Below are 3,971 nucleotides of genomic sequence, written 5' to 3'. Positions count from 1 at the left end.
TTTCTATTTTAAGAACTTAAGATGCTGTCCTTTCTCTGAATTAATTAATAATTATGGGTTTACAAATAAAAAAACCATTTTAGTAAATGGTTTAATTATTATTTTTATTCAATTTCCGAGTTTTTTTCCAAAACCCCAATTTTTTTATACGGCCAATTAATTTCCTTTTTTAATTATTATGAAATTATGATTATAATGGATTGTTTGTTAATTTCAAATTATTACTTTACTTAACAAAATATCCAAGATAAAATTATAATTAGTAGTTAATTTTAACTAAAAAGGAGGTTGAGGGAATGCCATCATATTATACAGAACATATTTTAAAATTAAAACAGCCAAAATTAAAGGCACCATTAACTGATGGGGAAATTAATTCTATTGTAACAGCTTTTAAGCATTTAGTTTGTAAAATTAAAAAAGATGCTGTTGTTATTAAGCATCAAAAATTTGGATATGAACTTTTTCGTAGTAAAGCAGACGACAAATATTGAGCATATGCTCTTACATTTACTGAACCTCTTAATCCATTAAAACCAATTTATAAACATCATTGAATTGGTAATGCTTTTATTGGTTATGGGTATGATACATTAGAAGAAACAATTAATCAAACTTTTAAAATGATGGAACAAGGACCAACTGCACAAACAAATTTTCGTGATTATTTAACTAGTTGAGATGAAGAGAAAGACCGCATTTTCTTAGGTTGAGAAGAAAAAGAATGGTCTTTTGAAAAATATCAAAAATTTCAGCATTGATATGAAAAAAACAAGGTTAAAATTATGGCAAAACAAATTGGAGTTAAGGATGCTGAAGATTATAATAAAGAAATTAATGATAAAAATAATAGGTCTGGATTAGCGGTTTTATTAGGGAAAATGCAAGATCCACCAAAACGCCCCCGAGCAATGGCTGTTGTAATGCGCGAAACAGCAAAGACAAAAGAAAAATGAGATGACCCAAAAACCAAAAAATACCTTGTTGGTTTTATGTATGTCAATTAAGAAAGCATCCCATCTTATGAATTATCGAGAAATTAATTCAACGCAAAATGAACATATTAAATTATTGGCAAAATTAAAAGAAAAAAAATACCGAAAAGAATTTAATTTAGCCTTAATTGAAGGATGAAACATTATTGATGAAGCATTACAACAAAATATTGTTGTTGAAATTTTAACAACAAAAGTAAATCAACCAAAATTAAAGAATTTTAATAATATTTTATTAACAATAGTTCCGGAATTAATTTTAACTAAGTTGAGTCAAAGCAAAAATAGTCAAAATATTATCGGTGTGGTTGATTTAACGAAGGTTAAGGAACAAAATAATTTTCAATTTAATCAAAATATTCTTTTATTAGAAAACATTCAAGATCCAGGTAATGTCGGAACATTAATCAGAACTGGCCTTGGTTTTGGTTTTACAAATATTATTTTGTATAATCATACTGTTGATCTTTTTAATGATAAAGTCTTACGTGCTAGTCAAGGTGCGATTTTTAAAGTTGCAATTAAAGAGATTGGTTTAAATGAAATTAAAAACTTCCAATTAAACCAATATAAAATTATTACGACAGGTTTAAATCAAAAAAGTGTTTATTTACAAAATTGTCAGTTTAAGCAAAATAACCGGTATATTTTAGCATTGGGTAATGAGGGGCATGGCCTTTCCACCACATTGCAAGAAATTAGTGATTATAATGTCCAAATTAAAATTAATTCACAACTTGAGTCATTAAATGTTGCTCAGGCAGGAACAATTTTAATGTATGAAATTAATCGTCAGATGGAGAAAAAATAATGTTTAAGTTTAAAAATGCAAGTTATGTTACATCAGCGGTTAATAAAGCAGGTTGAATTAATGATGATTTATTAGAAATTGCTTTTTTAGGGAAAAGTAATGTTGGTAAATCAAGTTTTTTAAATATGTTGACAAATCAACGCCAATTAGCAAAAGTTTCGCAAATTCCTGGGAAAACCCGTATGTTAAATTTTTTTGCAATTAATAATAATCAATTTCGAATTGTTGATGCACCCGGATATGGATTTGCAAAAGTTGGTAACCAATATAAGATGGATTTTGCAAAAATGATGGAAGAATATTTAACTCAACGCCAAAATTTAAAATTTGTCTGTTTGTTAGTAGATTTACGTCATCCACCAACTCAAGATGATTATGAAATGTATCAATATTTAAAACATTTTAACATTTTGACCGTTTTAATTGGAACAAAACTTGATAAGGTCAAAAAGAATGATATTCAAAAGCATGAAAAGATTATTAAAGCTAAATTAAATTTTGCTGATAGTGATTATTTTATTAAAACATCAAGTCGAAATAAAATTGCCCGTGATGAATGTTGAGCATTATTTGCAAAATTATTAAATTTTAATGAATAGTTAAAATATTTTAAATTAATAAACTTATTAAAACTATTTTTATTAAATTAGCATATAATTATGACAAATAAGGAGTGGTTAACATGAATAGTTTTTCATTGACAAAAGAAAAAGGCCTTTGACAAAAAATTTTTAAGAAAATCCCAGGGTTTTATCATCTAATTTTTCTTATGACTGGATTGTGTACTATTTTTATTATTTAGTCCCATTATTAAGCAAAATTGGTTTTTAAAAAAAGGTTTTAATGAAAAATAAAAAAATTTCAATTAAAACAATTGCTGCTGAATGTGGCGTTGGTGTTGGGACAGTATCACGTTATTTTAATGGCGGTTATGTTAGTCAAGAAAAGTGTCTTTTAATTCAAAAAGTTGTGGAAAAATATAATTTTCAGCCTGATTTTGCTGCGCATTCAATTAAAAAGAAAATGTTAGAAGTATATATTTTAATTCCTGATTTAACAAGTAGTAATACATTTATTGTTAAATCAATTTTAAAACAAATTAATGATGATTTTGCTAAAGTAGTTCCTTTTGTTGTTGAAACAACTTATGATGAGGATCGTTATTTATTACATTTACAAGAAATTGTTCGCCGTAAACCAGCTGCTTTAATTTTATTTACGATTAGTAATGACCAAAATATCTGCCCCCTTTTTACAGACAATTAATGTTCCAATTATTGTGTATGGTCGTCAATGAGGGGATACTGTTTTTATTAATGATAATGAAATGATGTATGCTTTGCTCCAAGAAATGGCGCTGAATCATGAATTTGACAAACAAAAAGAAATTCTTTATATTGGTGAGAATCCGGTAACAAATTTACCAACTGGATTTGCACGATATGATACTGTTGTTGATTGATTTAAACGTCGTAATTATCAATTTCAATCGTACTTTTTTTCTGAGAATCAAGAAGGAATAATTTGAGAATTAGTTAAAACAATTGATTTAAATAATAAAATTATTATTGCAGGGACACATACCTGCTATAAAGTTGTTATTTCCTTTTTAATGAAAAATAATATTACTAATAGTTTACTAACAGATATTTGTAATAGTAATGACTTTTTTCTGCCAATTTTACCAAAACATTATTATATTGCCATTAACTATGGTGAATTAGCAACAAAAATAATTCTCAAGTTAAAGCAAATTTAGATGGAAATAATATGACAAAAAATAAAACAATTGAATGTTTAAGTTATGAGATTAAAACTTTTTTAAAATAAGTTTATATTTTAAAAAATGTGTATTATAATCAAGATATGGAAATGATTCCATACAGGAGATAAAAATTATGGCAAAAAAACATATACTACTGAAATAGCAGTGTTAATTCCATTGTTGGGAGGAATTGACAATATTATTTCATATACTCATTGTGTTTCCCGGATTAGATTAGTTTTAAAAGACAATACAAAAGCAAATTCAAAGGAAATAGAAGGATTAGATAATAAACTTCTTGCATAACCTAGTTATTTTAAAATTCCTATAAAATATATTTAAAATAGAAATTATAGGAATCTAAAATTATGAAATTTGATAAATTTGATTTTATTAATGA

At 26.0% G+C, this 3,971-nt stretch carries 5 protein-coding genes and 1 pseudogene; all 6 read left to right on the top strand.

Translation table 4 applies throughout. The features are described 5' to 3' along the window. Positions 1–296 precede the first annotated feature (296 nt). The gene (locus EHU54_RS04910) at positions 297–1,007 is read left to right on the top strand and encodes a hypothetical protein (protein WP_400249249.1); all 711 of its coding nucleotides are present in this window, start codon (positions 297–299) and stop codon (positions 1,005–1,007) included. 16 nt (positions 1,008–1,023) lie between these two features. Next, positions 1,024–1,806: a TrmH family RNA methyltransferase gene (locus EHU54_RS04905; RefSeq protein WP_400249247.1), complete on the top strand. Its 783-nt coding sequence runs from the start codon at positions 1,024–1,026 to the stop codon at positions 1,804–1,806. After that, positions 1,806–2,405: a ribosome biogenesis GTP-binding protein YihA/YsxC gene (yihA, locus tag EHU54_RS04900; RefSeq protein WP_353486352.1), complete on the top strand. Its 600-nt coding sequence runs from the start codon at positions 1,806–1,808 to the stop codon at positions 2,403–2,405. The genes EHU54_RS04905 and yihA overlap by 1 nt, the downstream gene beginning before the upstream one ends. 244 nt (positions 2,406–2,649) lie before the next feature. Continuing rightward, the gene (locus EHU54_RS04895) at positions 2,650–3,072 is read left to right on the top strand and encodes a LacI family DNA-binding transcriptional regulator (protein ID WP_400249245.1); all 423 of its coding nucleotides are present in this window, start codon (positions 2,650–2,652) and stop codon (positions 3,070–3,072) included. Beyond that, a complete protein-coding gene (locus EHU54_RS04890; protein WP_400249244.1) occupies positions 3,035–3,565 on the top strand; it encodes a hypothetical protein in 531 nt (176 codons plus the stop codon). Before EHU54_RS04895 ends, EHU54_RS04890 begins: the two co-directional genes overlap by 38 nt. 87 nt (positions 3,566–3,652) lie before the next feature. Next, positions 3,653–3,862: pseudogene (locus tag EHU54_RS04885) on the top strand (PTS transporter subunit EIIB); the annotation flags it as partial. Positions 3,863–3,971 lie beyond the last annotated feature (109 nt).

The sequence above is a fragment of the Spiroplasma sp. ald genome, from assembly GCF_044714355.1.
In the GTDB taxonomy this organism is placed as follows: domain Bacteria; phylum Bacillota_I; class Bacilli_A; order Mycoplasmatales; family Mycoplasmataceae; genus Spiroplasma; species Spiroplasma phoeniceum.
This window is presented reverse-complemented; position numbering and strand designations above follow the sequence as displayed.